The sequence below is a fragment of the Streptomyces sp. NBC_00091 genome, assembly GCF_026343185.1.
Classification (GTDB): Bacteria; Actinomycetota; Actinomycetes; order Streptomycetales; family Streptomycetaceae; genus Streptomyces.
The window spans coordinates 2,226,465-2,253,463 of sequence record NZ_JAPEMA010000001.1 but is presented as its reverse complement, the minus strand read 5'-3'; the positions used below and the strand labels follow the sequence as shown (position 1 = coordinate 2,253,463).

The 26,999-nt window shown below is 70.3% G+C and carries 30 protein-coding genes; 20 read left to right on the top strand and 10 right to left on the bottom strand.

The annotated features are described in order from the left end of the window. The first annotated feature begins 11 nt into the window (after positions 1-11). The 4 genes from thrC (at position 12) to groL (ending at position 4,219) form a co-directional block, all read left to right on the top strand. The gene (gene thrC / locus OOK34_RS10160) at positions 12-1,331 is read left to right on the top strand and encodes a threonine synthase (RefSeq protein WP_267033541.1); all 1,320 of its coding nucleotides are present in this window, start codon (positions 12-14) and stop codon (positions 1,329-1,331) included. Between the two features lie 36 nt (positions 1,332-1,367). Next, positions 1,368-1,646: a MoaD/ThiS family protein gene (locus OOK34_RS10155; RefSeq protein WP_267033540.1), complete on the top strand. Its 279-nt coding sequence runs from the start codon at positions 1,368-1,370 to the stop codon at positions 1,644-1,646. A 405-nt stretch (positions 1,647-2,051) separates the two neighbouring features. Beyond that, on the top strand, positions 2,052-2,258 hold the full coding sequence (locus OOK34_RS10150; RefSeq protein WP_008743607.1) for a cold-shock protein: 207 nt from the start codon (positions 2,052-2,054) through the stop codon (positions 2,256-2,258). 338 nt (positions 2,259-2,596) lie between these two features. Further along, positions 2,597-4,219, top strand: coding sequence for a chaperonin GroEL (gene groL / locus OOK34_RS10145; protein ID WP_267033539.1), 1,623 nt, complete (start codon positions 2,597-2,599; stop codon positions 4,217-4,219). Positions 4,220-4,302: 83 nt separating this feature from the next. On the opposite strand, the gene OOK34_RS10140 is transcribed toward groL, so the two are convergent. Then, entirely contained in the window at positions 4,303-4,800 is a 498-nt protein-coding gene (locus tag OOK34_RS10140) for a Uma2 family endonuclease (RefSeq protein WP_267033538.1), read from the bottom strand. Between the two features lie 150 nt (positions 4,801-4,950). Between OOK34_RS10140 and OOK34_RS10135 the strand changes: the two genes are divergently transcribed. From OOK34_RS10135 to OOK34_RS10110, 6 genes are all read left to right on the top strand, one after another. Continuing rightward, entirely contained in the window at positions 4,951-5,574 is a 624-nt protein-coding gene (locus OOK34_RS10135; RefSeq protein ID WP_267033537.1) for a phosphoribosylanthranilate isomerase, read from the top strand. A gap of 42 nt (positions 5,575-5,616) precedes the next feature. Then, positions 5,617-6,360 (top strand): beta-glucanase, encoded by a 744-nt coding sequence (locus OOK34_RS10130; protein ID WP_267033536.1) that lies wholly within the window; start codon positions 5,617-5,619, stop codon positions 6,358-6,360. An 89-nt stretch (positions 6,361-6,449) separates the two neighbouring features. After that, positions 6,450-6,611: a hypothetical protein gene (locus OOK34_RS10125; protein WP_267033535.1), complete on the top strand. Its 162-nt coding sequence runs from the start codon at positions 6,450-6,452 to the stop codon at positions 6,609-6,611. Between the two features lie 636 nt (positions 6,612-7,247). After that, the gene (locus OOK34_RS10120) at positions 7,248-7,556 is read left to right on the top strand and encodes a hypothetical protein (RefSeq protein WP_267033534.1); all 309 of its coding nucleotides are present in this window, start codon (positions 7,248-7,250) and stop codon (positions 7,554-7,556) included. Next, positions 7,556-8,377, top strand: a complete 822-nt coding sequence (locus tag OOK34_RS10115; protein ID WP_267033533.1) for a Crp/Fnr family transcriptional regulator — start codon at positions 7,556-7,558, stop codon at positions 8,375-8,377. Before OOK34_RS10120 ends, OOK34_RS10115 begins: the two co-directional genes overlap by 1 nt. Positions 8,378-8,631: 254 nt before the next feature. Next, on the top strand, positions 8,632-10,044 hold the full coding sequence (locus OOK34_RS10110; RefSeq protein WP_267033532.1) for a PQQ-binding-like beta-propeller repeat protein: 1,413 nt from the start codon (positions 8,632-8,634) through the stop codon (positions 10,042-10,044). A gap of 22 nt (positions 10,045-10,066) precedes the next feature. On the opposite strand, the gene OOK34_RS10105 is transcribed toward OOK34_RS10110, so the two are convergent. Next, positions 10,067-10,417, bottom strand: coding sequence for a protease inhibitor I9 family protein (locus OOK34_RS10105; RefSeq protein ID WP_267033531.1), 351 nt, complete (start codon positions 10,415-10,417; stop codon positions 10,067-10,069). 376 nt (positions 10,418-10,793) lie between these two features. Here OOK34_RS10105 and OOK34_RS10100 point away from each other — a divergent pair, with 376 nt between their 5' ends. Next, positions 10,794-11,975 carry a S8 family peptidase gene (locus OOK34_RS10100; RefSeq protein ID WP_267033530.1) on the top strand — a complete coding sequence of 394 codons (1,182 nt, stop codon included), beginning with the start codon at positions 10,794-10,796 and terminating at the stop codon, positions 11,973-11,975. 4 nt (positions 11,976-11,979) lie between these two features. Here the strand turns inward: OOK34_RS10100 and OOK34_RS10095 are convergent, their stop codons facing one another. Together OOK34_RS10095 and OOK34_RS10090 are read right to left on the bottom strand one after the other, a co-directional pair. After that, positions 11,980-12,234, bottom strand: coding sequence for a DUF397 domain-containing protein (locus tag OOK34_RS10095; protein WP_267033529.1), 255 nt, complete (start codon positions 12,232-12,234; stop codon positions 11,980-11,982). After that, positions 12,218-13,057 (bottom strand): helix-turn-helix transcriptional regulator, encoded by an 840-nt coding sequence (locus OOK34_RS10090; RefSeq protein WP_267033528.1) that lies wholly within the window; start codon positions 13,055-13,057, stop codon positions 12,218-12,220. The genes OOK34_RS10095 and OOK34_RS10090 overlap by 17 nt, the downstream gene beginning before the upstream one ends. A 115-nt stretch (positions 13,058-13,172) precedes the next feature. Here OOK34_RS10090 and OOK34_RS10085 point away from each other — a divergent pair, with 115 nt between their 5' ends. Then, the gene (locus OOK34_RS10085; protein ID WP_267033527.1) at positions 13,173-13,391 is read left to right on the top strand and encodes a hypothetical protein; all 219 of its coding nucleotides are present in this window, start codon (positions 13,173-13,175) and stop codon (positions 13,389-13,391) included. Then, on the top strand, positions 13,388-14,050 hold the full coding sequence (locus OOK34_RS10080) for a hypothetical protein (RefSeq protein WP_267033526.1): 663 nt from the start codon (positions 13,388-13,390) through the stop codon (positions 14,048-14,050). The genes OOK34_RS10085 and OOK34_RS10080 overlap by 4 nt, the downstream gene beginning before the upstream one ends. A 17-nt stretch (positions 14,051-14,067) precedes the next feature. Here OOK34_RS10080 and OOK34_RS10075 read toward each other — a convergent pair whose 3' ends face one another. Together OOK34_RS10075 and OOK34_RS10070 are read right to left on the bottom strand one after the other, a co-directional pair. Next, positions 14,068-14,478, bottom strand: coding sequence for a DNA-binding protein (locus OOK34_RS10075; protein WP_267036687.1), 411 nt, complete (start codon positions 14,476-14,478; stop codon positions 14,068-14,070). 344 nt (positions 14,479-14,822) lie between these two features. Beyond that, positions 14,823-14,963 carry a hypothetical protein gene (locus tag OOK34_RS10070; protein ID WP_267033525.1) on the bottom strand — a complete coding sequence of 47 codons (141 nt, stop codon included), beginning with the start codon at positions 14,961-14,963 and terminating at the stop codon, positions 14,823-14,825. Positions 14,964-14,974: 11 nt separating this feature from the next. Between OOK34_RS10070 and OOK34_RS10065 the strand changes: the two genes are divergently transcribed. From OOK34_RS10065 to OOK34_RS10055, 3 genes are all read left to right on the top strand, one after another. Then, positions 14,975-16,177, top strand: coding sequence for a site-specific integrase (locus tag OOK34_RS10065; protein ID WP_267033524.1), 1,203 nt, complete (start codon positions 14,975-14,977; stop codon positions 16,175-16,177). 253 nt (positions 16,178-16,430) lie between these two features. After that, positions 16,431-18,671 carry a site-specific integrase gene (locus OOK34_RS10060; RefSeq protein WP_267033523.1) on the top strand — a complete coding sequence of 747 codons (2,241 nt, stop codon included), beginning with the start codon at positions 16,431-16,433 and terminating at the stop codon, positions 18,669-18,671. A gap of 186 nt (positions 18,672-18,857) precedes the next feature. Beyond that, positions 18,858-19,475, top strand: coding sequence for an SMI1/KNR4 family protein (locus OOK34_RS10055; protein ID WP_267033522.1), 618 nt, complete (start codon positions 18,858-18,860; stop codon positions 19,473-19,475). A 57-nt stretch (positions 19,476-19,532) separates the two neighbouring features. Here the strand turns inward: OOK34_RS10055 and OOK34_RS10050 are convergent, their stop codons facing one another. Continuing rightward, positions 19,533-21,053 (bottom strand): PTS transporter subunit EIIC, encoded by a 1,521-nt coding sequence (locus OOK34_RS10050; protein ID WP_267033521.1) that lies wholly within the window; start codon positions 21,051-21,053, stop codon positions 19,533-19,535. A gap of 47 nt (positions 21,054-21,100) precedes the next feature. Next, positions 21,101-22,024, bottom strand: coding sequence for an N-acetylmuramic acid 6-phosphate etherase (murQ, locus tag OOK34_RS10045; protein WP_267033520.1), 924 nt, complete (start codon positions 22,022-22,024; stop codon positions 21,101-21,103). 153 nt (positions 22,025-22,177) lie between these two features. On the opposite strand from murQ, the gene OOK34_RS10040 reads away from it, so the two are divergent. The 3 genes from OOK34_RS10040 to OOK34_RS10030 are packed head-to-tail and all read left to right on the top strand — an operon-like array spanning position 22,178 to position 24,086. Then, positions 22,178-23,380: a transposase gene (locus OOK34_RS10040; protein ID WP_267033519.1), complete on the top strand. Its 1,203-nt coding sequence runs from the start codon at positions 22,178-22,180 to the stop codon at positions 23,378-23,380. Positions 23,381-23,428: 48 nt separating this feature from the next. Further along, a complete protein-coding gene (locus tag OOK34_RS10035) occupies positions 23,429-23,806 on the top strand; it encodes a hypothetical protein (RefSeq protein ID WP_267033518.1) in 378 nt (125 codons plus the stop codon). Positions 23,807-23,813: 7 nt separating this feature from the next. Further along, a complete protein-coding gene (locus OOK34_RS10030; protein ID WP_267033517.1) occupies positions 23,814-24,086 on the top strand; it encodes a DUF4031 domain-containing protein in 273 nt (90 codons plus the stop codon). A gap of 42 nt (positions 24,087-24,128) precedes the next feature. Here OOK34_RS10030 and OOK34_RS10025 read toward each other — a convergent pair whose 3' ends face one another. Beyond that, on the bottom strand, positions 24,129-25,367 hold the full coding sequence (locus OOK34_RS10025; protein ID WP_267033516.1) for a Cmx/CmrA family chloramphenicol efflux MFS transporter: 1,239 nt from the start codon (positions 25,365-25,367) through the stop codon (positions 24,129-24,131). A 113-nt stretch (positions 25,368-25,480) separates the two neighbouring features. Further along, on the bottom strand, positions 25,481-26,128 hold the full coding sequence (locus tag OOK34_RS10020) for a hypothetical protein (protein ID WP_267033515.1): 648 nt from the start codon (positions 26,126-26,128) through the stop codon (positions 25,481-25,483). Between the two features lie 137 nt (positions 26,129-26,265). Between OOK34_RS10020 and OOK34_RS10015 the strand changes: the two genes are divergently transcribed. After that, a complete protein-coding gene (locus OOK34_RS10015) occupies positions 26,266-26,961 on the top strand; it encodes a copper homeostasis protein CutC (RefSeq protein ID WP_267033514.1) in 696 nt (231 codons plus the stop codon). Positions 26,962-26,999: the final 38 nt, after the last annotated feature.

Sequence of the window (26,999 nt, the reverse complement as noted above, 5' to 3'; positions counted from 1 at the left end):
GCCTCGCCGTCATGGCTGCACAGACTGTCGCCACCTCTGCCGACCTCGGATCTGCCAACAACGGATCCGTCGATCTCGGACCCGCCACCGGACTCTCCTGTCGCGAGTGCGGTACCCGCTTCGAGCTCGGTCCCATCTTCGCCTGCGCCGAGTGCTTCGGCCCCCTCGAAGTGGCCTACGACCTCCCGCTCGGCACTGGGTCATCTGAAGACGTCGAGGCGCTGCGCGCCGCGATCGAGGCCGGCCCGAACAACATCTGGCGCTACGCGCCGCTGCTGCCCGTCCCGGCGGACGTGGCCTCCAAGCCGAGCCTGAACCCGGGCTTCACCAAGCTCGTGGACGCCGAGAACCTGGCCAAGGAGCTGGGCGTCACCGGCAAGCTGTACGTCAAGGACGACTCCGGCAACCCGACGCACTCCTTCAAGGACCGCGTCGTGGCCATCGCCGTCGAGGCCGCCCGCGCCTTCGGCTTCACCACCCTGTCCTGCTCCTCCACGGGCAACCTGGCCGGCGCCGTCGGCGCCGCGGCCGCCCGCGCCGGCTTCCGCTCCTGCGTGTTCATCCCGCACGACCTGGAGCAGGGCAAGGTCGTCATGGCCGGTGTCTACGGTGGCGAGCTGGTCGGCATCGAGGGCAACTACGACGACGTCAACCGCTTCTGCTCCGAGCTCATCGGCGACCCGCTGGGCGAGGGCTGGGGCTTCGTCAACGTCAACCTGCGCCCCTACTACGGCGAGGGCTCCAAGACCCTGGCGTACGAGATCTGTGAGCAGCTCGGCTGGCAGCTGCCCGACCAGATCGTCATCCCGATCGCGTCCGGCTCCCAGCTGACGAAGATCGACAAGGGTCTGCAGGAGCTGATCAAGCTCGGCCTCGTCGAGGACAAGCCGTACAAGATCTTCGGCGCCCAGGCCGAGGGCTGCTCCCCGGTGTCCACCGCCTTCAAGGCCGGCCACGAGGTGGTCCGCCCGCAGAAGCCGAACACCATCGCCAAGTCCCTGGCCATCGGCAACCCGGCGGACGGCCCGTACGTCCTGGACATCGCGCGGCGCACCGGCGGCTACGTCGAGGACGTCAACGACGAGCAGGTCGTCGAGGCCATCAAGATCCTCGCGCAGACCGAGGGCATCTTCGCCGAGACCGCGGGCGGCGTGACCGTCGGCGTGACGAAGAAGCTCATCGACAACGGGCAGCTCGACCCGACGCTGACCACCGTGATCCTGAACACCGGTGACGGCCTCAAGACCCTGGAGGCGGTGGCCGCGGACAGCGGCCAGACCGCCACCATCCGCCCGAGCCTGGACGCGTTCCGCGCCGCCGGCCTGGCCTGACCCCCCTCCCGACCCACCCGGAAAGGCGGTAGCGCCATGAGCGTCAACGTCCGCATCCCCACCATCCTGCGCACCTACACCGGCGGCGTCGCCGAGGTCCCGGCCGAGGGCGCGACCCTCGCCGAGGTCATCGACTCCCTGGAGAAGAACCACCCGGGCATCTCCGCCCGCGTCCTGGACGACCAGGGCAAGCTGCGCCGCTTCGTGAACGTCTACGTCAACGACGACGACGTGCGCTTCGAGGGCGGCCTGCAGACGGCGACCCCGGACGGCGCCGGCGTCTCGATCATCCCCGCGGTCGCGGGCGGCTGCTGACCCCCAGCTGGTCCGCGGTTGACACGTTCAAATCAGAATTGCCCCCTCCGCTAATAAGCGGAGGGGGCAATTCTGCTTGATTGGGCGCGGTAGGGTTGGGGAAGTCCCCTCCGTTGTTCTTGCCCGCCGCATATGAGCGGGCCGATGGATGGTTGACATTGAGTCAACATGCGTGCGCCTTTTGGGCCTTTGGCGCGGCTTGTCAGGCCCGAGTTGCCCTGGAATATGCCAAATTTTCACTGCATTTCAAGGTTTCCGCGTGTCCAGATTTCTCGTCGGAATGACCTGTTGCTGACAGCACCGGTGCGGATACATTCAGCCGCGGTCGAGGCGTTCCGGCGCAAGTTCTGACCCGGGTCCGCGAAGTGCGGTCCTGCGCAAGGGCCAGTAATAGGGGAGTTAGGCATGGCTCAGGGCACCGTCAAGTGGTTCAACGCGGAGAAGGGCTACGGCTTCATCGCGGTCGACGGTGGTGCGGATGTGTTCGTCCACTACAGCGCCATCCAGATGGACGGGTACCGCACCCTTGAAGAGGGTCAGCGGGTCGAGTTCGAGATCTCGCAGGGCCAGAAGGGTCCGCAGGCGGACATGGTCAAGCTCGCGGCCGGCTGACGGCTGAGTCGAAGCGCGATCGGCCACCGACGCACGCGCACACGTATGAGGGGCTCACATCCTGGACAGGGTGTGGGCCCCTCCTGCGTGTCACCTGCGTGTTGACTGAAGCCGCTTGCACTCGTGGGGGTCGAGTGCTAATCATTGGCGTTAGCACTCTCCGGGTGAGAGTGCTACTCAGACGAGGACCGGGTCGGTGAGGCCCGCAGGATCCGCCGGGAAGGAACCGACGGGTCCGCAGGCCGTCCGTCGCGGGCGCGGGCGCGGTCCGGAGCAATCCACCCGCCCCTGGCGCCTAACGGCGCAGGGGGAACCCCAGTCCGGGAGGACCACTTCAGATGGCCAAGATCATTGCGTTCAACGAGGAGGCCCGGCGTGGTCTCGAGCGTGGGATGAACCAGCTCGCCGACGCCGTCAAGGTCACCCTTGGCCCCAAGGGTCGCAACGTCGTCCTTGAGAAGAAGTGGGGCGCCCCCACGATCACCAACGACGGCGTCTCCATCGCCAAGGAGATCGAGCTCGAGGACCCGTACGAGAAGATCGGCGCCGAGCTGGTCAAGGAAGTCGCCAAGAAGACGGACGACGTCGCCGGCGACGGTACGACCACCGCCACCGTCCTCGCCCAGGCTCTCGTCCGCGAGGGCCTGCGCAACGTGGCCGCCGGTGCGAACCCGATGGCCCTCAAGCGCGGTATCGAGAAGGCCGTCGAGGCCGTCTCCGCCGCCCTGCTGGCGCAGGCCAAGGACGTCGAGACCAAGGAGCAGATCGCCTCCACCGCCTCGATCTCCGCCGCTGACACCCAGATCGGCGAGCTCATCGCCGAGGCCATGGACAAGGTCGGCAAGGAAGGCGTCATCACGGTCGAGGAGTCGCAGACCTTCGGCCTGGAGCTCGAGCTCACCGAGGGCATGCGCTTCGACAAGGGCTACATCTCGGCGTACTTCGCCACCGACATGGAGCGTATGGAGGCGTCGCTCGACGACCCGTACATCCTGATCGTCAACTCCAAGATCGGCTCGGTCAAGGACCTGCTGCCGCTCCTGGAGAAGGTCATGCAGTCCGGCAAGCCGCTGCTGATCATCGCCGAGGACGTCGAGGGCGAGGCCCTGTCGACCCTGGTCGTCAACAAGATCCGCGGCACCTTCAAGTCCGTCGCCGTCAAGGCCCCGGGCTTCGGCGACCGCCGCAAGGCCATGCTCGGTGACATCGCCATCCTCACGGGCGGCACGGTCATCTCCGAGGAGGTCGGCCTCAAGCTGGAGAACGCCGGTCTCGACCTGCTCGGCCGCGCCCGCAAGGTCGTCATCACCAAGGACGAGACCACCATCGTCGACGGCTCCGGTGACAGCGACCAGGTCCAGGGCCGCGTCAACCAGATCCGCGCCGAGATCGAGAACTCCGACTCGGACTACGACCGCGAGAAGCTCCAGGAGCGCCTCGCGAAGCTGGCCGGCGGCGTGGCCGTCATCAAGGCCGGTGCCGCGACCGAGGTCGAGCTCAAGGAGCGCAAGCACCGCATCGAGGACGCCGTTCGCAACGCGAAGGCGGCCGTCGAGGAGGGCATCGTCGCCGGCGGTGGAGTCGCCCTGCTCCAGGCTTCCTCGGTCTTCGAGAAGCTCGAGCTCACCGGTGACGAGGCGACCGGCGCCAACGCCGTGAAGCTCGCGCTCGAGGCCCCGCTGAAGCAGATCGCCGTCAACGGTGGTCTCGAGGGTGGCGTCGTCGTCGAGAAGGTGCGCAACCTGCCGATCGGTCACGGCCTGAACGCCGCGACCGGCGAGTACGTCGACATGATCGCCGAGGGCATCATCGACCCGGCGAAGGTCACCCGTTCCGCGCTGCAGAACGCGGCGTCGATCGCGGCCCTCTTCCTCACCACCGAGGCCGTCATCGCCGACAAGCCCGAGAAGGCCGGTGCCCCCGCGGGCGGCGGCATGCCGGGCGGTGACATGGACTTCTGATCGGCCCCTGGCTGATCGGCTGTTCTCGAACGAGGGCGGCACCCCCACGGGGGTGCCGCCCTCGGGCGTTCGCGGGCGTCCGTCTAGAAGCCGGTGGTGTCGAGCGAGAAGCCGAAGGGCTCCGGGACGGGCAGCGCCTCACCGAAGGACACCGTCGTGCGGGAGCGGTATCCGTGCGGGGAGGGATCCCAGAAGCAGGTGATCTCCGAGTTCTGCATGTCGACGACCAGGTAGACGGGTACGAGGCGGCCGTACACGTTCAGCTTCTCGTTCCAGTCCGCATCCTTCGTGGAGACGGAGGTGAACTCCGCGACCAGTGACAGGGCCGCGCTGTCCGCGTGGCGTCCCTCCTCCTCGAAGGCCTCCTCGTCCGCCACGAAGAGGTCGGGCCCGTAGGCGCGCTCGGCTGCCGTGAACCGGAAGAGGATGGGTGCGGTCTCCGCAACGTGCCCTTCGGATGCGTGGGCCTGGAGCTGCTCGCGCAGGAGGCGCATGGGGCGGCAACAGCGCAGTGCGGGCCACGGTGACACGACCACCTTCCCCCGGATGAGCTCGGCCTTGAAGCCATCCGGAGTGTCCATCTCCGCAACCATGAGCAGGCGACTCGCAAACGTCACTGTCGTCCTTCGGGTGGGAACGTGTGCCTCGTCCAGGCTAGCGGCGCACGTGGCCGGGTGCCCGGGTGATGGGACGTATCGCCGCGGTGCAGCCGGGTTTGGGAGACTCCGGGTATGAGCGAAAGCAGCGCACTGTTCGTCAAGATCTGCGGGCTGAAGACCCCCCACGACGTCGACGTGGCCGTGGAGGCCGGGGCCGATGCCGTCGGGTTCGTCTTCGCGCCCGGCAGTCCCCGGACCGTCGGGGCGGGCGAGGCGCGGGAGCTGGCGGCGCGGGTGCCGGGCGGGGTGCTGACCGTCGGGGTGTTCCGGGGGCAGTCGGTCGCGGAGGTGCGCCGGCTCACCGAGGAGAGCGGGGTGCGCGGCGTACAGCTGCACGGGGACGAGCCCGCCGCGTACTACGAGGAACTCCGCGCCCCCGGCCGCACCCTGTTGCGGGCCACCGCCGAGCACGTGGAGCGCTGCGGCGAGTACGGCGAGGACCTGCTGCTGATCGACGCCCCCGACCCCGGCTCCGGCAAGCCCTGGAACTGGGGCTCGCCGGAGTTCACCGCCCCCGAGGGGCGCTGGCTGCTGGCCGGCGGGCTCACCCCCGGCACGGTGGGCGCGGCCGTCCGGGCCACCGGCGCCTGGGGGGTGGACGTCTCCAGCGGGGTCGAGCGGGAGCGCGGGGTGAAGTCCCCCGAGCTGATCCGCGCCTTCATCGACGCCGCGCGTTCGTATGATTACTCTGAGTGAGAACGCGGGTGTAATCCCCCGCCCGGCGGGCACAAGCGCCGCATGGACTCGGAAACGTACGGATGGCTGCGGCGCCTGACCCGCCGCCTCGCCCCCGCGGGCGGCGGCGGGGGCCTCCTGCCGGTGTTCGCCCCCCGCCGCACCCCCGTCTTCACCGCCGACTTCACCTCCCCCACCCAGTGGGTCGCCGGCCGCTCCTGGGCCTATCCCGACGGCGGCCCCGTCAACCCCGGCGACAACAAGCTCGACCACCTCACCGCCGACCCCGCCTACAGCCGCAGCGGCACCTTCCGCGCGACCCTGCGCCCCGACGGCAACTGGGACACCGGGCTGCTCACCACCGAGGGCAGCGACGAGGGCTTCACGGTCCGCACCGGCGACGTCCTGGAGGCCCGCGTCCGACTGCCGGTGGAGACCGGCGCCTGGCCGGCCATCTGGACCTGGCGCGACGGCGGCCAGGAGATCGACGTCTTCGAGTACCACCCCGACAACCCCGACCTGCTGGAGCTGTCCAACCACGTCCGGGAGGCCCACCGCTACCACCGCGACCCGACGGTCCACCCGGGGGCGTGGGTCGACCTGAAGGTGGAGTTCGGCCGCAAGTCGGTCGTCTGGTGGATCAACGGCATGCGCGTCTTCTCCGACGGCCGGGGCGTCGGCCGCGGCTGGCACGCGTACCTCATCGTCAACCTGTCGGTGTCCGCCGGCCGCTACCACCCCGCCCCCGGCCCGGGGCTCACGGAGATGTCGTACGAGGTCTCGGACCTGCGCGTCCACCGGGTCTGAAGGAGCGGGCGGCGGGAGGGGAGGCGGCCCACCCCTCCCCGCGCGGCGAGCTCAATCCGTTCCTCGAGGAACAGCTGCCGGCGCGCGGCGTGGACGGCTTCGACTCGCTGCCCGCCGAGATCGACGTCTCCAGGCTTGAGCAACTCTTCAAGCCGGTCCTCCACACCAAAGCCCTGGAACGCACCGACGACGACGCGGCCTGGCTGCGTGCGGCCCTGCTGGCGCTCTTCCCGCCCGAGGCGGCGACGTGAGGCGGCGGCGTGAGGGTGCGCACCGGGCCGGTGTGCGTGCCGTGTTGAGTGTCGGAGTCGAGCTGTACGGTTGCCGTGCCGCGATCTGTCGGCCGGGTTCGCGGGTGTGCGATCCGCCCCTGAAAGCAGTGATGGGGTGGCGCCCTCGGCGCCACCCCATCACAGGTCGGATCGATCCATGAGTCGCTCGTTCTTCCTGATCAAGTGCCGGGGGAGGCCCGCACGGCACCACCCGTCGCGGACCCCCACCCGACGAGCTGCGCTGAGCCCTCCAAGACTCTTGCGTCAGCTTCGACACATATAACTAGCGGCCCATCGCGAACATTCCCCAGCGTTGGGGATTTTTTGCTTTCCTACACCTGAAACTGTGCCTGGTCATACGTTCGACAGGCGTTTCCGAAGCCCTGAATTTCGGGACCCGGTGTCCCCCGGCGGCCTTTGCCGCGATGGCGACCAGGGGTTATGGCGGGGCTACGATGTCCATCCGGTCGTGATATATGCTCTCGATCGTGAGGGTGCCACTCGATCGGTAGACCACCAATCCGCCGATCGGCAGACCACCAATCTGCGTGCATTCTCCACCCAAACTCCAAATAGCTGAGCCCTCCAAGCTTTTACGTCTAAAAGGAATCGCCCGTGCTTGCTTTTCTGGCTGCGGCGGTGGCCATTGTCGCGATCGTCGCGCTCCTGGCCGCCTACGCGATCAAGAACCTCTCCTCGACGCCCGCCCGGGTCGTCGCCGTCATCGGCGCCATCGCCGTCCTGCTGGGGGCGATCCCCCCGCTGTTCCGGGAGCTCCGGCCGGAGGCCGTGACCCCGCCTCCGCCGCCGTCGGCGCCCGCTCCGCAGACGCCGGGCCCGCAGGCGCCTCCGCAGGCGCCCGCGGCCCCCGCCTCCCCGGTCGGCGCCCACGCGCTGCCCGCCCTCGAAGCAGGGAGCCTCTGATGGGGCTCGCCCGTCGCCGGCTGGAGACCACCGAGCAGACCATGCTCATCGGTACGCAGCTGTACGCGGTGCACGAGCAGACCGGCCGCGCCCGGTTCCTGCCCGAGCACCGCTCCGTCGCCGCGATGCTGGAGTACAACACCTTCATGCGGCGCCTGCCCGGGGCGCACGTCCACGAGCTGGTCACCCTGCTCCAGCGGCGCTCGTACGAACGCCGGGACCTGCTGCGCGGATCCAACAGCTCGATGGTCCACATCGTGCTCAGCGGGTGTGTGGTGGAGGAGACCTCGTACGGCGACACGACCACCGTGCGCATCCTGGGCGCCGGCGCCGTACTGGGTGACATGGAGATCTGCGACGACACGCTGATCGCCCCCACCACCCGGTGCCTGAGCCGGACCCTGACCCTGGCGATCACCATGGACCGGATGAGGATGATCGCCCGCCACAACACGGTCGTCGCCCTGGCCATCGCCTCCTCCGTCGTCGACAGGGTCAAGGACACCGAGCGGGTCTACGGCCGCCCGGGCCTGCGCCCCGAGGAGCGCCTGGCCGGGCTCTTCGTGCACCTCCTGCGCACCTGCGCCGTCCCCTGCCGCAAGTTCGGACGGATGCTCGCCGGGCCCACCCAGGCCGATCTGGCCGAGGCGCTGTGCGTCAGCGCCGCGACCCTCGACCAGGCCCTGCGCACCCTGCGGGACGAAAACCTGGTCGTCACCGGCTACAGGACCTTCCAGTTCCCGAGCGAGTCGGCACTCGCCGAGCGGGGCAGGGTCAGGATTTCCTCCCCGTGGGTCACCGGAGAGTCCTCCCAGGGCTAAACCGAAGGCGCACCGCAAGGTGCCGGTCGGGGAACTTCCCCGGCCGGCACCTTTTTGCTTTGCCTGAATGTCTAGACCTTTCCGGTATTGACTCGGATGTAAATAGAACCGTTTCTTCGGGCAGGTCCGGCCGAAAATGGACGCATCTATTGGCGGAATCCATTGAGGAAGGTGAGGCTCGCTTTTGAAAATTCAACCGCTGCCTGGCCGGGAGCGTCCCTCGCCGCACGGGTAGTCTGCGGCCGGGGGGGATCATGAAGGAGAAGCTGTTCGGAGTCGGGTGGCTGGTCGGCACCGCGGCCCTCGGCGCGGTGACGCTGATGTACTTCGTGCTGTTCTGGAAGCTGTCGTTCGTGGACATGCCCGGCAACGAGTGCGGTTCCGACGACTGCCCGCGCGGCATGGGCTGGCTGATGCTCTTCACGCCGGCCCTCGGATTCCTCACGTGGCTGCTCTGGCAGGGCGTCAAGGAGATGCAGGAGCTGCGCCGCTCCTGCCTCGTCCGGCTGATCGCCGCCGTCCTGGCGCCGGTCGCGCTGTGGCCCGGCTGGCTGGGCTACGAGTGGATGCGCGGCCCGCAGATGTACGTCTCCGGCTGGCAGATCCCCGACGGCTCCGGCAAGGCGAAGCCGGTGGGCGTCTGGGGGTTGTCGAATCCGGTGCCCGGGATGTTCGTGCGGGCCCGGGTGGACGGGCTCGTCGCCTTCGACGGGACCGGCCGCAGGGGCTGGGGCCTGGCGGCCCCGGAGGGTACGGGCCTCTGCGCGCTGAGCCGGACCACCCCCTCCGGCATCGGGCTCCTGTCCTACGAGGGCGGTACGGGGGGCTGCGGTTCGCAGGTCGCCGCCGTGGAGCTGGGGGAGGGCCGCAGCCTCTGGAAGCGCGACGCGTCGCAGGCGCTGGTGGCCGCCGTCGGTGACACCGCCGTCCTGGCGGAGCCGAACGCGGTGACCGGGCTCGGCCTGCGCGAGGGCGGGGAACGCTGGCGCGCGCCCGTCGCCCGCGACTGCCTGGTCCGGGCGGTGGACGGGGCCGGGGAGCGTGCCGTGTACGTCGAGGAGTGCCGGGCCGGCGCGACGGCGCGGCTCGTGTCCGTCGACGCCCGTACGGGAGCCCGCGCGTGGGAGGCCGCCCTGCCGACGGTGAGCCGGCTGGGCGAGGTACGGGTGCTGTCCGCGGATCCGCTCGCCGTCCACGTCAAGGACACCCAGCGGGGCACGGACGTGGTCCTGCTCTTCGACGCGCAGGGCCGCGAGCGGGGCAGGCTGCCGGGCGGCGACCTGTACGGCGAGCCGCTGGTCACCGGTGACCTGCTGGTCAGCCCGGTGAAGGCCGGGAAGAAGGCGGACGTGTCCGCGTACTCCCTCATCGACGGCCACCGTGTCTGGCGGACCGGCTTCGGGGACGAGCGGATCCTGGGCCTGGCCCCGGGCCGGAGCCCGGGCGAGATCGCCGTGGTCGGCTCGGTCCACGGGTGGACGTACCTCACCCGCCTCGGCCGGGCCGACGGCAAGCGCCGGGAGGAGTCCACGATCCTGCGCGAGGTGCGGCTCGGCAACCGCTTCGCCTTCTCCGCGGGCCCGCCCGGCAGCTACGTCTTCGTGAACCTGGACGCGAACGACGAGTTGCAGCCGACCTTCGAGGTCATGCCGGTGTGGGGCTGGTGACGGGCCGGACGGGCCAGGCGGGTTAGAAGGGCTCGCCCGAGGAGGCCGGACCGTCCTCCTCGACGGCCACCACGGCCGCGGAGTCCCGCAGGGCCTCGGCCTGTTCGGGGGAGAGGCGGGCGGCGAAGCCGTTGGTCACGGCGTGGAAGACGTGGGTCGGCCGGATCCCGTAGGCGTCCGCGACGGCGGCCGGGTCGACGCCCTCGCGGACGGTGACGAGGTACGAGGGCTGGTCGGCGGCCGGGGCCGAATGGGGCGCGGGCGCAGCGGTGGTGGTGGCGTGGGCGGGCAGGGCGGGCAGGAGGGCTACGGCGGCCAGTGCGGCTGCGGCGGCGACGGCCGTCGGTAGGGCCCGGCTCGGACGAGTGCGCATGCCGGCGAGGCCATCACGCACGCCCCGGCCCGGTCAACGACCCCGGCGGCGTGGCGGACGCGGGCGGAGGTGAACAACGAGTGCGCCCCCTCGGCGGGTGCGCGGCGGGGTTCCCCGTACGGGTGAATTGCCGGGCCGCCGCGAGGAGGGTTCCAGCAGGTGGCGGGCCCCGGGCGTCAACGGGAGGGAATCCTTTCTTCGGTGGGCGCGAAGGCCCGCTCCCGGCCGTCGGCGGCCTCCTCGGCCATGTGGGGTGGGGGGTTCAAGTCCCGCTCCGAAGGAGACCGATGAAGGGGACGGCCGCCCTCCGGAACGTGTCTCGCATCGCGTGGGGGCGGCTCCCCCATGCCGTCTGCCCTCTTCCGGAGTTCTTCTCATGCGCCTGATCGCACGCGTGGCAACCGCCGCCCTCCTCACGATGACCCCGGTCGCGGCCGGCACGGCTTCCGCCGCCGGCCCGGAGCCGACCCCGGCACCGCTGCACACCTCGGCCAACGCCGTGCCCGGCAAGTACATCGTCACCCTGGAGAAGGGGGTGGACGCGGCGAAGGCCGCGCAGAAGCTCGGCCTGCAGCCTTCGTACGTCTACACGTCGGCGGTCAACGGCTTCGCGGTCCCGATGACCCCGCTCCAGCTGTCGATCGTCCGCAACAGCCTGGGGGTGAAGGCGGTGGAGGAGGACGCCGCGATCCAGTCCGTGCCCAAGCCGACCCGCACGCCCGGTATGCGGGCGCCGTCCTCGTCGTGGGGCCTGGACCGGATCGACCAGAAGCAACTGCCGCTGGACAGCGACTTCACCACCGAGGGCAACGGCGCCGGGGTGACCGCGTACATCCTCGACACCGGCATCGACTACGCCCACGACGAGTTCGGCGGCCGGGCGACGTTCGGCTTCGACGCCATCGGAGACGGCCGCAACGGCCAGGACTGCCAGGGCCACGGCACGCACGTGGCGGGCACGGTCGGCGGCAGGACCTACGGAGTGGCCGGCAAGGCGAACCTGGTCAGCGTCCGCGTCCTGGGCTGCGACGGCAAGGGCACGTGGTCGGGGATCCTCGCCGGGATGGACTGGGTGGCCAAGAACGCCAAGCAGCCCGCCGTCCTCAACGGCTCCCTGGGCGGTGACAGGTCCGAAGCCGTGAACAACGCCGCGACCGCCCTCTCCGACGCGGGTGTCCTCCCGGTCATCGCGGCGGGCAACTCGGCGATCGACGCGTGCAACGTCTCCCCCGCCTCCGCCGCCCGTGTGCTGACGGTCGCCGCCAGCAACCAGTGGGACGAGGAGACCGACTTCTCCAACTACGGCCCCTGCGTCTCCCTCTACGCCCCGGGCCAGGCCATCGTCTCCGCCAAGCTCGGCGGCGGCAGCGTGGCCCTCGACGGTACGTCGATGGCCGCGCCGCACGTCGCCGGTGTCGCGGTGCTCTACAAGGGGGCGCACCCCTCGGCGGGCCCGGCGGAGATCAACGAGTTCCTGGACGACGAGTCCACCAAGGACGTCCTGACCAGCATCAGCAAGGGCAGCCCGAACCAGCTGCTCTTCACCGCCGGCCTCTGACCCGTCAGAGCGTCGCGACGAACTCGGCCCAGGCCCGCGCGCGGAACACCACGTGCGGGCCGTCGGGCCGCTTGGAGTCCCGGACGGGGACGAGGGTGGGGTGCCCGTCGGCGACCTCGAGGCAGTCGCCGCCGTCACCTGCGCTGTAGGTGGACTTCCGCCAAGTAGCCATCTCCAGGCAGTTGCCGCCGTCGCCCGCGCTGTAGCTGGACTTGTGCCAGACGGCTGCCGACAGGTCGTACTCAGGCGTGCTGGTCATGTTCGTACTCCTCCGCCACCGACTCGATCAGGGCCAGCGACTTCCGCGGGGAAAGCGCGCTGGCCGTGAGGAGATCGTAGGTCAGGGTGTGATGGGCCACCGTGGCCGGATCATCGAACAACTGGCCCATCCCGAGGCCGTCTACGTAGGAGAGTGGCGGCGCGTCGCTGAAGGCCATCAGCTTGAGTGTGCCCGCCAAGCCTGCGTGGAAGCCCGCGCTGAAGGGCAGTACCTGAATGATGACGCGGTGCGCGCGGATCAGGGCCGCGATGTGGCGCAGGGCCCCGGCCAGGATCTCCGGGTCCTCTCCGGCGCGGCGCAGGACCGCCTCGTCAAGGACGCACCAAAACAGTGGGGTTGTTTTGTCGTCGAGGATCGCGGCCCTGACCAGCCGGTTCGTCACCAGCTCGTCGATCACCTCCGCCGTGGCCGTCGGCTGGTAGGCGCGGCAGACGGCTCGGGCGTAGGGCTCGGTCTGGAGCAGTCCGGGGATGATCTGCGGCGCGTACTCGCGGATCGCGGTCGCCAGGCCTTCCGCTTCGGCCGCCGCCGTGAAGTGGTCGGGGTACTTGGACTTGGCCGCCGCTCCGCAGTTGCGGACGAAGAAGCCGTCCGTGCCGAGGATTTCGTCTATCTGACGGGCGTACTCGAGGTGCATCCGGCGGGTGCCGGCCTCCAGCTGGCCGATGAACGCCCCGCTCACGAACAGCGGTTCGCCGAGTTCGGCCTGGCTGAGGCCCGCGCGTTCGCGGGCTACGCGTAGTTCGGCGCCGAGCAGGGCGCGGGGTGAGGAGGAGGGGTCGAGTTCTTTCGGTGCGGGCATGGCAACTCCTGTTGCAACTGCACTTGTTGCTGCATCTGCCTGCTTGAAAGGCCAGCCCTTGCGTCGCCACTCTGTGTGGAGAAGTTGAATACTCAGAGTGGAAGGGTCACATGTCATGGTGCTCACCCCGCAGGAGCGGTTGGGGGCGGCCGAGGAGGCCGTGCGGCAGTTGAAGGATGCCCTCCACGGGGTGGGAGTGGTGTTCCCCTCGCTGGACGTGGAACGGGTCTCGGCGGCCGGGACGTACGGGCTGCCGCTGGTCGACCTCGGGCGCTGCAACATCGACACCGCGCTCCGGCTGGCCGCCCTGCTGCACCACCGGGCGGGCGAGTGAACGAGTCGGTGGACGCGGCGCAGTTCGCGTTCGAGCTGGGGTGGAAGCTGCGCGGGCTCGACACCGCCCTGGCCGGCGGCGGCTGGCGGCGCGGGGGCCTGGGGCTCGCCGTACGGGCCCGGCCGGACGGCATCGGCGGGGCGTGGACGGCCGTCGGGGACGACGGGGTGCGGCGGGAGACGCGTACCGCCGACACGGCGGACGAGGCGACGGCGGGGGTGCAGGAGGCCTTCGGGGTGATGGGGTGGCGTCCGCAGCCGCCTCCGCCGCCGGGGTGGCAGCGGTTCACGCTGATCCACTGCCCGGTGGGGGAGTGTCCCCCGTACGAGGACGCGCGCTACGACCGGCTCAAGGCGGAGCCGCCGCGCGGGTGCGTGCCCGAGGAGGTCGGCGGGTACTTCGGGCTGCGCTGCGAGCGGCCGGCCGCGCGGCTGCTGGACGCGGTGGCCGACGCCTGCGCGGAGGTCCGGGAGGGGTACGGGCTGCTGATGGGCGACCTCGGCATCGAGAAGCTGTGGGGCTGGTCGCCGGACGGTACGGACGGCTGGGGCGCGGAGATCGTGGGCCAGCTGCTGCTGATGGCGGCCGAGCGGGGCCCGGAGCTGGGCTACTCCGTGGACGACCTGGCCCGCTTCCTGCGGAGGGCTGCCGGGGCGTGAGGCCGCCGGCAGCCGGGTCAGACCTTGACGGCGACGAGCCGCTTGCCGCAGAGGGCGGTGAGGTCCTCGGGGTCCGAGGTGAGGACGGTGACGGGCCCGGGCGCGGCGAGCGCGGTGGCGGCGAGGATGGCACCGATGGCGTACTTGTGGCCGTGCAGGCCGGCGTCCCGGAGCAGCTCTCCGGCCCGGTGGGCGATCTGCCCCGTGACGGGTTCGACCACCACGCGGGACAGCGCCCACCCGAGGGCGGGCACGTTGGTCTGTGGGTGAACCGTCGCGACGAGGGTGGCCGTGCTGGTGATGACGCGCACGTCCCGGGCGCGGGCCGCCGCCAGCCAGGCGACGGTTTCACGGTCTCGTGAGAGGTACTTGGCGAGGCCCTCGCTGTCGAGGACGAGGGTGCCGAGGAGGTCGGCCCTTCCCCTGATCTCCTCGGCCGTGATCGGGCCGATCTCGGCCTCGGCCGCGGCGACGAGCTCGGCGAGGTTGTCCCGCTCGATCTGGCGGGCCACGACGGTGGTGACGTAGGCGGACAGGCCCGAAGGGCCACTGCGGGCGAGAGCGGCCTCGGCCACGGCTCTGGGCATCGAGATGGAGTACGCCTGGGCGGGGTCGCTCATGTCGCCGCCGTACTCGGCGCGCGGGGAGGAGAAGTACACGGACATAGGCTCCTGGCATATGCCCATCCCCGTCTGGTGATCGCGCACGGTTCGCGCAATGGGATGAGAGGGCGGCCGGGTGTTCGGCCGGGCGGGGCCGGGCCGGGCCGGGGTCACGCCAGGGCCGGTTCCTTCGTCGTGTCGGGGGCCGGGGGCGTCGCCGGTTCGGGGCCGGTGTCGAGGTCGGCCAGCATCTGGTGTGTTAACTGCACCTTCTCTGGCTCGTTGGGCAGGGCGACGTTTCCCCCGCTCAAGGAGAGCCCGAGTGGAACCCAACCTGCACCACGACCTGATCGAGGGTCGGGCCGATGTACCTCGTCTCGGTTTGGTGGCCAAGCTGGAGACCCAGCATCCGCCCTACGCCGTCCTCAACGCGTCTGGGGAGGTAGTCGAGCCCGTCCTTTCGTACCTTCGTGATCTCGCGCTCAGCGACAACAGCCCGCTGACCGGCCGTAGCTACGCACATGACCTTCTGCGTTGGTTCCGGCTGCTGTGGTTTCTCGACCTGCCATGGGACAAGGCGTCAGAGGCAGAGGCCGCCGCACTCGTGGGGTGGCTTCGTACGGCGCCCAATCCGCAGCGCCGGCGCAGCAACCCGGCATCGCCCCCGCCAGGGTCGGCGAACCCGCGCACGGGCAAGCGGTACCTCCAGGCCGGCTATGCGCCGAGCACGATCAACCACGCTTTGACCGTGGTCAGCAGCTTCTACGCCTTCCACCGCCACTACGGACGTGGACCGCTGACCAACCCTGTTCCGGATTCCGTCGCACAACGAAGGGCGCTGGCACACCGAAGCCCCACCGAGCCGGCGCAGCCGTTCCGGCGGGCCCGGCTGCGGCAGCGAGTGTCGAAGGGCGACCCAAGGGCGATTCCCGACGTTCTGTGGGACGAGTTCTTCGCAGCGATGACCCATGACCGGGACCGGGCCGCTGTCCTGCTCTACGTCTCCAGCGGCGCCAGGGCCGAGGAGTTGCTGGGGGTCACCCCGGCCGATATCGACTGGTCAGGGCAGGTCTTCCACGTGATCTCCAAAGGGACGAGGGAACGGGACCCCGTACCGGCCAGCCCACAGGCCCTGATCGTGCTCGCGGCCTACCTCGACTCCATCGGACTGCCCGCCGCCCACGAGCCGGTACTGCGGACGCGGCGCGGCCCCGACAAGCCGCTGAGTTACTGGGCGATGCGCCGGGTCATCCAGCGGGCCAACGCCAAGATCGGCACGAACTGGACGCTGCACGATCTCCGCCACACGGCAGCCAGTCGTATGGCGAACGACCCGAACCTCACCCTGACCGAAGTCCGGGCGATCCTCCGGCACTCCGACCTGGCAACCACGGGCCGCTACCTCAACGCCCGCGTCGAGGACCTCTTCGATGCCCTCCAGGAGCACTACAACCGGCCGAAGGCCGTGCGCACTATTGCGCCCGGCTACGACGCGGACGACTTCAAGGCGGTGTTCGGTGCCTAACCGCCACACTTCCGACACCTACACGGCGCGAAGCCGCCGAATCGCCTCAGAGCGAGAGAGGGCACAGTCAGAGGCGCCGAGGAGCCGGTTCTCCACGGCGTCAGTGAAGGCCGCACCGGCACCGCGGCCAGAGGTCTCACCGGCACCGTTCGGGGATATCTCCCGGGCGACGTTGGAGGAGGTTCGGGAGATCGCCACAGGTGCGCTTAAGGGTCGTTCGGACCGTTCCCACGCGAACAAGCGGCGCCGGGGTATGACCCTGCTGCTTGCCCACTTGGAGACGCTGCCAGGGGAGACCTGGCAGCAGCGGTGGGAGGTGAGCGGCTTCGACGGCGAGAACGCACCCTCGGTCAACATCCTCGCGCGTGAGGGCTTTCAGTACGACGGCTTCGACCTGATCACAGCCGCCAAGATGGCCTTCTGCCTTCGGGTGATCCAGCCGTCTGTGTCCGGCTTCCGCGCCAACAAGTTCACGCGGTACGCCGAGCCCTTCCGGGAGATCCAGAACGACCCACTCCTGAACCGGTTCTTCGAGGTCGTTGACGGACACCCCACGATGGGACACGTCCACAAGTCACGTGCGAAGTTCGATCTCACCTGCGCGCTGACGACTCAGGGCATCGCACTCGAACATCTGACGCCTGCGGCGCTGCTGCACTACTCACTGGAGTCGAAGCGTCTCGGGCTGACCCACGGGGCCAACAAGAACCGCAACTGTTTCGCTGCCCTCGGTGCCTGGCAGATGCTCCACGCAATGGGGCACTTCCCGGCTGAGACGCCACCGACGCTCAGGACGTTCGTGTACCGCGGTCAGCGGACGATCGAGGAACTGGTGGACCGCTACGCGATCGAAAACCTCTCCGTCCGACAGCTGTTGATCGACTACCTGAGCCGCAGGCGGGCGGAGACGGACTACATCACTATCGAGGGCCTTACCCGGAACCTGGCCAAGCACTTCTGGGCCAAGATTGAGGAGCTCAGCCCAGGACACCCTGACCTGGCCCTCGGCCAAGACCTCTACGACCAGTGGCGAGCCGAGCTCCAGACGTGCACCACTGGTGGCGGCCAGGAGCTCCGGAAGCGCCTGGACCCGGAATCCATCCTCCTTGCCGTTCGCGGCCTCTACGTCGACCTCCATAGCTGGGCCGTCGAAGAGCCGGAGCGGTGGGCGCAGTGGGTCGTTCCGTGTCCCATCCGTCCACAGGATGTGAAGGGGTTCGGGAAGCGCAGGCGGGACATCAACCGGCGAATGGCGGACCGGGTCCGTGTCCGGCAGCCGCTCCTGCCCGCACTGGTGGCCCACGTCGAAGCACGCCACGAGTTCTACGCCAGTCTGTTGGATGCCGCTCGTCCGATCGCGCTCGGTGAGGAGTTCGTCCATCAAGGACGCCGTTACCGGCGGCGGGACTCCCAGTACGACCGGCGTATGGCTGTGGCGGAGGCGGAGCCGGCGGTGCGGATCACGGACGAAGGATCGGGCGAGCGGATCAACGTGACCGTTGCCGAGGAATCCGCTTTCTGGGAGTGGGCAGCGGTCGAGGTACTACGGCACAGTGGTGTCCGGGTCGAGGAACTCTGCGAACTCACGCACCTGAGCATCCGCCAGTACCAACGGCCTAACGGCGAGGTCATCGCCCTGTTGGTGGTCGCGCCGTCGAAGAGCGAGCGCGAGCGAGTGATTCCGATGTCGGCCGAGTTGTTCCACGCTGTCGCGCAGATCCTTCGCCGTCATACGCGCAACGGCAGGACCGTTCCCCTGGTGACCCGGTACGACCCGCATGAACGGACGTGGTCGGAACGGATGCCTTTCCTCATGCAGCGGAACCTCGGGACTGCGATCGGTGTCATGTCTGGCGCAACGGTGCTGGCCATGCTTGGCCGCAGCTGCAAAGAGCTGGCCGAGACCAACCCCGGATTTGAGGATCTGACGTTCACCCCGCATGACTTCCGTCGGCTGTTCGCCACCGAGGTTGTCAACGGTGGTCTGCCGATCCACATCGGAGCTGCCCTGCTTGGTCACCTGAATCTGCAGACGACGCAGGGATACGTCGCAGTATTCGCCGAGGATGTGGTCGGCCACTACCAGGCCTTCCTCAACCACCGGCGGTCTCTGAGGCCCGAGGTGGAATACGGCGAGGTCAGCCCACAGGAATGGAACGAGTTCGAGGAGCACTTCGACAAGCGCAAGGTGGAGCTGGGCAACTGCGCGCGGCCCTACGGGACGCCATGCCAGCACGAGCATGCCTGCATCCGCTGCCCCATGCTCCAGATCAACCCCAAGATGCTGCCTAGGCTCGCGGAGCTGGAGAAGGACCTTCTCCTCCGCCGCAAGAAGGCCGAGGAGGAGCAGTGGCTCGGCGAGATCGACGGCATCGATCTGACTCTGACCTTCCTCCGGACGAAACAGGCTGAGGCTGCTCGACTCACTCACCGTCCGGTGGTGGAGTTGGGCCTTCCTCGCCCCCGTCGTGAGCGTCCTGAGGCCGAGGCATAGGGTCGCCGGATGGCCGACAGGTTTGATGTGGCACAGGCTCTTGCGGGAGCATCGGGTGGGCGGGCCCAAGTGTGGGAGTTCGCCGCGGAATTCGCGGCGTCTTGGGCGACTCCTCTCTCGCCGGGGGACGGATTTGTGCCGGCGGAAGTGCGCCGTGCAGAGGAGCGACTGGGGCGCCGGGTTCCCGTGGCTCTTCACGAGGCCTACGCGCTCTTCGGCCGCCGCAGCGATCTCGTTGCGCAGCACAACCCCTTGCTCCCTCCAGACGAACTGCTCCTCGATCCGTCCGGACAGCTGCTGGTATTCCGAAGCGAGAATCAGGGTTGCGCCGGATGGTGTGTCTCCCTTGACCAGCTATCGGCCGACGACCCGCCGGTGGTCTTCTTCTCGGACTACTTGCCCGACCTGGTGTGGGAGCCGTTCATGCCGAGCCTGTCTCTCGCCTGTGCGGAGACGATCCTCAGCGAAACGGTGATGGGTAGGCGCTACGGCCCGACCGGACGAGACTGCGTGGCCACACCCGAGGTCCTTTCCGGCGTTGAAGACCAATTCGAACCGGTCGGGCTGCCGGGGTACCCGGCCTGGCACTCTCCTGGAGAACCTCCGATCCGGTGGTTCTCCGCAGCGGGCAAGTTGCTGTGTCTGGAGCCCGGAAACTCGGGACAGGATCTGGTCGTCGTCGGCAGGACAGAGGGCGACCTGCTGGAGGTACTGCAGGCGATCCCCGGTGAGTGGTCTGATCCGGCGGACACGGCCGGCAGAGCGGAACCGGAGGAGCAGCACGACCTGGTTCTGCCGTTCTGACAGGTTCGGCCGCCAGGTCATCGCCATGGACGACGGCCCGGCGGCCTCCGCTCGGCATCAGCGGACAGGTACGGCTACTTCCTCGGTGGCAGGCGAGGCGGTACTCGGGGTGTCGGCGGTGCTTTCCGCCGTCAGCTCCTCGTCGCCCTCCTCCCGATTGAGTGAAGTGCAGAGAAGCTTCGTGAAGCCGAAGAAGTACGTCGCGGCGAAGCCGGTCAGGTAGCCCACCGCGAGGCCGCCCCCGTAGATGCCGATGGTCAGGCCCATGCCCGCCTTCCCGTCCAGCAGCGGGAACAGCGCCCAGCCCGAGGGGCCGATGGCGGTGGAACCGAAGGCCACGCCCAGCTGGTTGAACAGGCCCACGAAGGCCCCGCCGGCCGCCCCGCCGACGCAGGCGGTGATGAAGGGACGGCCCAGGGGGAGGGAGACGCCGTAGATCAGGGGCTCGCCCACGCCCAGGAAGCCGGCCGGGAGCGCGGACTTGATGGTGGTGCGGATCGAGCCGTTGCGCGGGAGGCGGCAGTAGACGGCGAGGGCCGCGCCGACCTGGCCCGCGCCCGCCATGGCGAGGATGGGCAGCAGGACCGTGTAGCCGGACTGCTCGATGAGGGTGGTGTGGATGGGGATCAGGGCCTGGTGCAGGCCGAGCATCACCAGGGGCAGGAAGAGCCCGCCGAGGATCAGCCCGGCGACGGCGCCGCCGGTGGCCAGGAGCGCGTTGGCGAAGCTGCCGATGGCGGTGGAGACCTCACCGGCGAGGAACATCAGGCCGAAGAGGGTGACCAGGCCGGCGACGAGGACCGTGAGGGTCGGGGTGACCAGCACGTCCAGGGTCCCGGGGACCCACTTGCGGCACCACCTCTCCACCTGGACGGCGAGGAGGGCCGCGGCGAGCGCGCCGAGGACCCCGCCCTGGCCGGGGGAGAGGTGCTCGCCGAAGGCGTCGATCCGGGAGACCCCCGGGAAGACGATGATCGCGGCGACCGCCCCGCCGAGGACCGGGGTGCCGCCGAACTCCTTGGCGGTGTTGTAGCCGACGAAGACCGCGATCAGGGACATGAAGCCGGAGGCGATCGCCGCGAGGGCGGGGACCACGGCCGGGAGCCAGCCGAGGTTGGTGAGCAGGCCGTTCAGGCCCGCGATGACCCCGCAGCCGATGAGGGCGGGGATCAGCGGGACGAAGATGTTCGCGATGCGGCGCAGGAACAGCTTGAAGGGGGTGGAGTTCCGCGTCTTCTGCGCCTCCTTCAGCGCGGCGCCCCGCGCGGCGAGGCCGTCGGCGGTGACCGCCGTCCGCGCGGCCGCGCGGCCCTCCTCGACCAGCGCCTCGAACTCGGGCGTGACGCGGGCGACGGCGCCCGGGCCCAGCACGATCTGGTACGTGTCGTCCTCGACCACCCCCAGGACCCCCGGGACCGCCTTCAGGGCCTCGTCCCGCACCAGGGAGCGGTCGTGCAGGCCGATCCGCAGGCGGGTCATGCAGTGCGCGATGGAGCCGATGTTGTCCGGGCCGCCGACCAGGGGGAGGATCGCGGCGGCTGTGGCGCGGTTCTTGTCAGAGGACGTGTGGTCGGACATGTGGTCGCCTTGCGTCGGGGGGATGCGGGCGGTCTGAGGGCTTCGGGCTACCGGGTCTGTTCGAGGGCCGCGCGGAGGTGGCCCCGGGAGCCGGCGAGCAGGCGGGCGGCCTCGGGGCCGTCGACGCCGCCGAGGATCACGAGAACGGCGTCCTTCACCTCGCCGCCGGTGGCGGTGAGCGCGGCCTCGATCTCCGTGTCGCCGGCGCCGGTGGCCAGCGCGACGATGCGGCGGGAGCGGGCGCGCAGCTTCTCGTTGGAGGCGCGTACGTCGACCATGAGGTTCCCGTACGTCTTGCCGAGGCGGATCATCGTGACGGTCGAGACGAGGTTCAGTACGAGCTTCTGCGCGGTGCCGGCCTTCAGGCGGGTGGAGCCGGTGAGGAGTTCGGGGCCGACGACCACCTCGATGCCGTGCTCGGCGGCCGCGGCGAGGGCGGAGCCGGCGTTGCAGGACAGGCCGACGGTGAGCGCGCCGCGCGTACGGGCGAACTCGACCGCGCCGACCGCGTACGGGGTGCGGCCGGAGGCGGACACGCCGATCACGGTGTCGTCGGCGGTCAGGGCGAGCGCGGTGAGGTCGGCGGCGGCCAGCTCCCGGGAGTCCTCGGCGCCCTCGACGGCCCTGACCATGGCCTCGGGCCCGCCCGCGATCAGGCCGACGACCTGCGCCGGGTCGGTGTTGAAGGTGGGCGGGCACTCGCTGGCGTCCAGCACCCCGAGGCGTCCGGCGGTGCCCGCGCCCGCGTAGACCAGCCGGCCGCCGCGGGCCATCCGCTCGGCGATGGCGTCGACGGCGGCGGCGATCGGCTCCAGCTGCGCGGCGACGGCGGCGGGGACGGTGGCGTCCTCGGCGTTCATGACGCGGGCGATCTCGAGGGTGGAGAGCCGGTCGATCCCGGCCAGCTCGGGGCGGAAGGCCTCGGTGGTCAGGGTGTCGAGCTGGGCGCGGAGGGCGGCGTACGCAGTCATGGACGGGGGCTCCCGTGGCTGTGGGGGGGGGCATAGGAGATGAAGGGTTGCGGAGTTGACGGACCGCCGTTGGTGCGTGCGGTCGCTCACTCGTTCGTGTGGGGTGTCGGGGATTCCGGGAGGGCAGCGGGCTACGGCTCTTACGTTGGCGTCATGGTGGCATTGACGAAGCCCGGAGAAGCCGGGCGCGCCCGGTACACCTTCCGGCTTCGTGTGTCGTCCACTGCGTTGGCGGGTCTGCTGTCGGAATGGGACCGGGGCCGGTGGGTGTGGAATCAGTGCGTTGCCGAATCCCGGGCGGCGCGCAAGGCCGGGGAGGAGTGTGGCGCGGCCCGGCTGGACAGGATGCTGACTGGCTGGCGCTGCGAGCACACGTGGCTGCGCGAGGGCGCCAGGGTGCCGCAGCAGCAGGCCGTCCAGGACTTCGCGAAGTCCCGTGCCAAGAGCTTGAAGGACATCAAGGATCGACTGCCGATGCGGCGGCGGGCCGGGATGCCCGGCTTCAAGCAGAAGGGCGTGGCCCGCCCGTCGCTGAATTACACGCGCCGAAATTTCCGGTTGAAGGGCGGCCGCCTGCACCTGGCGGGTGGCATCGTTCTGACGGTGGTGTGGTCGCGTGAGCTGCCCTCCGAGCCGTCCAGTGTCCGTGTCTACCGCGACGAGCTCGGGCACTGGTACGCCTCCTTCGCAGTCCAGGCGGAGGTGCAGCCGCTCCCCCCGACTGGGGCGGTGATCGGTGTCGACTGGGGCGTGAAGGAGACCGCGACCACAACCAGCGACGGACACGATCTCCCGCATCCTGAGCACGGCAGGAAGGCGGCCGGAAAGCTGGCCCGCTACCAGCGGATGATGGCCCGCCGGAAGCCCAAACGTGGCCAGGCCGCCTCGAAGGGCTACCGGAGGGCGAAAAGGCAGGCCGGGAAGGAGCACAAGAAGATCGCCCGGCAGCGCCAGGACACCGCCCGCAAGTGGGCCAAGCAGGTCGTGAGGGACTTCGACCAGCTCGCCGTGGAGGACTTCCGGCCGAAGTTCCTGGCGAAGTCGACCATGGCGCGCAAGGCGTCCGACGCTGCCATCTCCGCCACCAAGCATGAGCTGATCAACATGGCACGCAAGCACGGCCGGGTCCTCCACCTTGTGGATCCGGCACACACGACCATGGACTGCGGACGGTGCGGAGCGAGAACCAAGCACGCACTCCCGCTGTCGGAACGTACCTACACCTGCACCGCGTGCGGAGCCGTCTTCCCCAGGGACAAGAACTCCGCACGTGTGATGTTGGTCCGGGCTGGTCTCAACCCGGCTGGCGCTGATCGCGGAAGACCAGACGGACCGCCGGTCCGCCGGGCAGCGTGAGCCAGGCATCCCCTCCCTTTATGGGCGGAGAGGAGTCAAAATGGCCCCATGGACCACGCGACCCCCCTGGAACAGGCGCTGCATGTCGCCCGTGCACTCGTTCTCGCCGATCTCGCCGCCGGTGAGGTCGCCGATGCCGATGTCGTCTCCCTCGTCGAGGATTCGGTCACGCACCGCCGGTGGTGGGTGGAGCAGTGGCCGGAGGGGGTCGACTACCTTGCCGGACTCGTCGCGCAGGACGTGAAGGACGCCCTGCTGGAGAAGTACGGGCGCTGGCCGATGTGCCCCGTGTGCGTGCACGGGGAGCCGCACGCCCTGGACGTGGAGCCGGAGCTGGGGCCCGACCCGCACTGGGTGTGCTCCGAGGCCGGGGTGAAGGTGGCGGCGGTGGGCGGTCTCGGCCCCGTCTTCCACCCGGGCCGGTGAGCGGCCGGTGACGGTGTACATCGACCCGCCGGTCTGGCCGGGGCACGGCCGCCTGTGGTCGCACCTGGTCAGCGACGTCTCGTACGAGGAGCTGCACGCCTTCGCGGCGGGCATCGGCTGCCCGCCGCGAGCCTTCGAGCGGGACCACTACGACCTGCCCGAGCACCGCTACGCGGACGCGGTCGGGGCGGGCGCGGTGGAGATCGGCAGCAAGGAACTGGTCCGCCGCCTCACCGCGGCCGGCCTGAGACGGCCGAAAAACCGCCCGCCTGTGGTCTGATCGGCCGTCATTTGTCCTGCGGTCCAGGGACTGACGCCCTGGCTACCGGCTGACCGCCTCCTCTTCCTCCTCCGCAGCGGCGGCGGCCCGGGGCGTGTCGGCCGAGGAGGCGATCACGCGGGTCGTGGCCGGGGGCGTACGGCGGTCCAGGCGGAGGGCGAGCACCGTGAGGGCGATCGCGGTGAGGGTCATGGCGGCGCCCGCCCAGGCGGGGGAGGCGAAGCCGAATCCGGCGTCGATGACGGTGCCGCCGAGCCAGGGGCCGCCGGTGTTGCCGAGGTTGAAGGCGGCCGTGGCGGTGGCTCCGGCGAGGGTGGGGGCGGCGCCGGCGACGTTGAACAGCCGGGCGTTGAGGGCCGGGGCGGTGAAGAACGCCGAGAAGCCGAGCAGGAAGGACAGGGCGATCGCGGCCGCCGCGCTGGAGGCCAGCACGGTGAGCGCCGCGAGGAAGACCGTCGAGGCGGTGATGCCCCAGAGCATCACCCCGAAGAGGTGCGCGTCGGCGATCCGCCCGCCGACGGTGGTGCCGATCAGCGCGCCGGCGCCGAAGAGGCCGAGGACCCACGGCACCCACTTCGAGTCCAGCCCGGCCACGTCCGTGAGCAGCGGCGACAGGTAGCTGAAGGCGCAGAAGACGCCGCCCGCGGCCAGCGCGGTGACGGCGATGGACAGCCACACCTGGCGGTCGCGGTAGATGCGCAGCTCACGGCCGAGACGGGGCTTCTCGGCGGGAAGCGGCATCTTCGGGATCAGCGTCAGGATGCCCGCGAGGGCGATGGCGGAGGCCACGCCGACCGACCAGAAGGCGGAGCGCCAGCCGAACTGCTCGCCGAGGAAGGCGCCGGCCGGGACGCCGAGGACGTTGGCGACGGACAGGCCGCCGATCATGACGGACATGGCGCGGGCCCGCTGGTCCCGCTCGACCATCGCGATGGCGACGGCCGCGCCGACGGCCCAGAAGCCGGCGCAGGCGAGGGCCGACACCACGCGGGAGGCGAAGAGGAGCTCGTACGAGGGTGCCAGCGCGCCCGCGACCTGGCCGAGGCCGAAGACGCTGATGAGGGCGATGAGGGTGGTGCGGCGCGGGAGGCGCAGGGTGGCGACGGCCAGCAGCGGGGCCCCGACGACCATGCCGATCGCGAAGGCGGATATCAGCAGGCCCGCCTGCGGGATGGTGACGCCCATGTCCTCGGCGATGGGTGGGAGCAGGCCGGACAGCATGAATTCGCTGGTGCCGAGCGCGAAGACGGACAGGCCGAGGATGTAGACGGCCACGGGCATGCGGGATCGGGTTCGTGCGGAGGCTGCGGGCATGTACGTCACGAACCGCCGCGAAGTGGGGCGCATTCCCGGGCGGCGTCCCGTATGTCATGTCGGCCGTCAGGTCAGGGTGGTCAGGTCAGGGTGGTCAGCTCCTCGGCGAGGTTGCGGCGCGCCGGGGCCTCCCAGTGCGCGGCGCCGTAGGGGGTGCGGTAGAGGCGGGGGAGGGCGAGGAGCTGGCGCAGCACGGCGGCGCGGCCGGTGCGGAAGGCCTCGTCGGGGACGAAGCCGTACTCGGCGCGGACGGCGGCGACGTAGGCCGCGTAGGCCTGCGGGGCGCCGGCGAGGACGGCGAGGTCGGCGTCGCAGAGGGCCTCGCCGTTGGTGTCGCCGGGGGCGGGGTCGTGGGTGACGGTGAGCCGCACCAGGCGGGCGACCTCGGCGGTGCGGGCCGCGTCGACGCCCAGCTCGGGCAGGGCGCGCTCGGCGAGGGCCGCGCTGCGCTCCTCGTTCTCGGAGCGGTCGGGGCGGTAGACGGCGTCGTGGAACCAGGCGGCGAGCTCGACGGCTGCGGGGTCGGCGGCGTGGGCGGCCAGTACGTCGATCCGTGCGAGGACGTCGGCCAGGTGGGCGGTGGTGTGGTACTGGCGCTGCGGTTCGGCCCAGGCGGCGAGGAGGCGGTCGGCGTAGGGGGCGGGGTCGCGGGTGGCGCCGGCGGCGGTGGCGGTCGCGTGCCAGCGGGCGCGGAGGCGGGCGGTGCCGGGGTGGTCGGGCGTGTCCATGCGGACATTGTGCGGGTGACGTGATTCCGCTGGTGGAGCGCGGGGTGGGGCCCGTACCCTGGATATTGGACTAGACCTATTTTCCATACAGGTCATACGAGCAGTTTTCCGAGCAGTTTTCCGAAGGATGGGATCGCATGAGCAACCGTGCACTCCTGGAGGTGATCGCCCTCGACGCGGAGGACGCGGTCGCCGCCCAGGCGGGTGGGGCGGACCGACTCGAACTGGTCACCGACATTGCCGCCGACGGGCTCACCCCGCCGCGCGAGACCTTCGCGGCGATCAGGGCATCGGTCGACATCCCGCTGCGCGTGATGCTCCGCACGGCGGACGGGTTCGCGGCGGGCGACGTCCCCGCGCTCGCGCGGACGGCGCGGGCACTGCGGGCCGAGGGCGCGGAGGAGTTCGTCCTCGGGTTCCTGCACCCGGACGGCGGCCCGGACCTGGACGCCGTCGAGGCGGTACTGGCGGAGCTGGACGGCTGCCGCTGGACCTTCCACCGGGCCATCGACCGCGCGGCGGACCGGGACGGCCTGCGCAAGGCGCTCGCGGACCTGCCCGGGCTGGACACGTACCTGACGGCCGGGTCGGCGTCCGGGGTCGCGGACGGGCTGCCGGTGCTGCTGGCCGAGGCCGCGGCGGGCCGGCGCGGCGAGCCGGGGTACCAGGCGCGGATCCTGGTCGGCGGCGGCCTGGCCCTCTCGCACCTGCCGGTGCTGCGGGAGGCGGGCATCGACGCCTTCCACATCGGCGGCGCGGCCCGTCCCTCCGGGTGGGACCACCCGGTCTCGGCGGCGGCCGTCGAGGAGTGGCGGACGGCCCTGGACCGGTAGGCCGTCTCTTCCGGATCATGCCGGGCCCGCGGCGGCCT

Coding starts and splice junctions, on each gene's coding strand:
- groL (WP_267033539.1), top strand. CDS start 2,597: ATGGCCAAGATCATTGCGTTCAACGAGGAGGCCCGGCGTGGTCTCGAG.
- OOK34_RS10060 (WP_267033523.1), top strand. CDS start 16,431: ATGACCCTGCTGCTTGCCCACTTGGAGACGCTGCCAGGGGAGACCTGG.
- OOK34_RS10115 (WP_267033533.1), top strand. CDS start 7,556: ATGGGGCTCGCCCGTCGCCGGCTGGAGACCACCGAGCAGACCATGCTC.
- OOK34_RS10025 (WP_267033516.1), bottom strand. CDS start 25,367: ATGCCCGTGGCCGTCTACATCCTCGGCCTGTCCGTCTTCGCGCTCGGC.
- OOK34_RS10085 (WP_267033527.1), top strand. CDS start 13,173: ATGGTGCTCACCCCGCAGGAGCGGTTGGGGGCGGCCGAGGAGGCCGTG.
- OOK34_RS10015 (WP_267033514.1), top strand. CDS start 26,266: ATGAGCAACCGTGCACTCCTGGAGGTGATCGCCCTCGACGCGGAGGAC.
- OOK34_RS10050 (WP_267033521.1), bottom strand. CDS start 21,053: ATGTCCGACCACACGTCCTCTGACAAGAACCGCGCCACAGCCGCCGCG.
- OOK34_RS10105 (WP_267033531.1), bottom strand. CDS start 10,417: ATGCGCACTCGTCCGAGCCGGGCCCTACCGACGGCCGTCGCCGCCGCA.
- murQ (WP_267033520.1), bottom strand. CDS start 22,024: ATGACTGCGTACGCCGCCCTCCGCGCCCAGCTCGACACCCTGACCACC.
- OOK34_RS10110 (WP_267033532.1), top strand. CDS start 8,632: ATGAAGGAGAAGCTGTTCGGAGTCGGGTGGCTGGTCGGCACCGCGGCC.
- OOK34_RS10040 (WP_267033519.1), top strand. CDS start 22,178: ATGGTGGCATTGACGAAGCCCGGAGAAGCCGGGCGCGCCCGGTACACC.
- OOK34_RS10035 (WP_267033518.1), top strand. CDS start 23,429: ATGGACCACGCGACCCCCCTGGAACAGGCGCTGCATGTCGCCCGTGCA.
- OOK34_RS10020 (WP_267033515.1), bottom strand. CDS start 26,128: ATGGACACGCCCGACCACCCCGGCACCGCCCGCCTCCGCGCCCGCTGG.
- OOK34_RS10090 (WP_267033528.1), bottom strand. CDS start 13,057: ATGCCCGCACCGAAAGAACTCGACCCCTCCTCCTCACCCCGCGCCCTG.
- OOK34_RS10130 (WP_267033536.1), top strand. CDS start 5,617: ATGGACTCGGAAACGTACGGATGGCTGCGGCGCCTGACCCGCCGCCTC.
- OOK34_RS10150 (WP_008743607.1), top strand. CDS start 2,052: ATGGCTCAGGGCACCGTCAAGTGGTTCAACGCGGAGAAGGGCTACGGC.
- OOK34_RS10100 (WP_267033530.1), top strand. CDS start 10,794: ATGCGCCTGATCGCACGCGTGGCAACCGCCGCCCTCCTCACGATGACC.
- OOK34_RS10140 (WP_267033538.1), bottom strand. CDS start 4,800: ATGGACACTCCGGATGGCTTCAAGGCCGAGCTCATCCGGGGGAAGGTG.
- OOK34_RS10155 (WP_267033540.1), top strand. CDS start 1,368: ATGAGCGTCAACGTCCGCATCCCCACCATCCTGCGCACCTACACCGGC.
- OOK34_RS10095 (WP_267033529.1), bottom strand. CDS start 12,234: ATGACCAGCACGCCTGAGTACGACCTGTCGGCAGCCGTCTGGCACAAG.
- OOK34_RS10135 (WP_267033537.1), top strand. CDS start 4,951: ATGAGCGAAAGCAGCGCACTGTTCGTCAAGATCTGCGGGCTGAAGACC.
- thrC (WP_267033541.1), top strand. CDS start 12: ATGGCTGCACAGACTGTCGCCACCTCTGCCGACCTCGGATCTGCCAAC.